The sequence below is a fragment of the Streptomyces sp. 13-12-16 genome, assembly GCF_002114215.1.
GTDB lineage: Bacteria > Actinomycetota > Actinomycetes > Streptomycetales > Streptomycetaceae > Streptomyces.
Genome location: NZ_NCTE01001396.1, coordinates 1 through 681 on the forward strand (window position 1 = coordinate 1; position 681 = coordinate 681).

General features: G+C 77.7%; 1 protein-coding gene. It reads left to right on the forward strand.

Translation table 11 applies throughout. The features are described 5' to 3' along the window. A partial coding sequence (locus B7767_RS41500; RefSeq protein ID WP_373408284.1) for a glycosyltransferase family 2 protein occupies positions 1-681 on the forward strand: 681 nt, incomplete at both ends.

The following is a 681-nucleotide window of genomic DNA, read 5'->3' on the forward strand; positions in this document are numbered from 1 at the left end:
CGCCGCCCGCAACACCGGGTGGCGGGCCGCCGGGGACGCGCCGTGGATCGTCTTCCTCGACGACGACGTGGTGCCCGGCCCCACCTGGGCCGACGACCTGGCGCTCGACCTCGCCGGGGCGAGCGTCGCGACCGCCGGGGTCGCCGCCCGGATCGAGGTTCCCCTGCCGCCGGACCGGCCGCCCACCGACTGGGAGCGGGGCACCGCCGGGCTGGCCCGGGCCCGCTGGATCACCGCCGACATGGCGTACCGGCGCCGGACGCTGGAGGCCGTCGGCGGCTTCGACGAACGGTTCCGCAGGGCCTTCCGGGAGGACGCGGACCTGGCGCTTCGGGTGCTCGACGCCGGCTGGACCCTGTCCGAGGGCCGCCGCACCACCGCCCACCCGGTACGGCCGGCCGGACGCTGGATCTCCGTACGTCTCCAGGCGGGCAACGCCGACGACGTGCTGATGACCAGGCTGCACGGGCGTGGCTGGTGGCGGCGGGCACAGGCACCGCGGGGCCGGCTGCCCGCGCATCTGGCGCTGACCGCGGCGGGCCTGACGGCGGCGGGCTGTCTGCTGTCCGGCCGGCCGCGTACGGCGGTGGCGTGTGCCACCGGCTGGCTGGCGGGGACCACCGAGTTCGCCCTCGCCCGGATCCTGCCGGGTCCGCGCACCCGCGACGAGATCGTCACGAT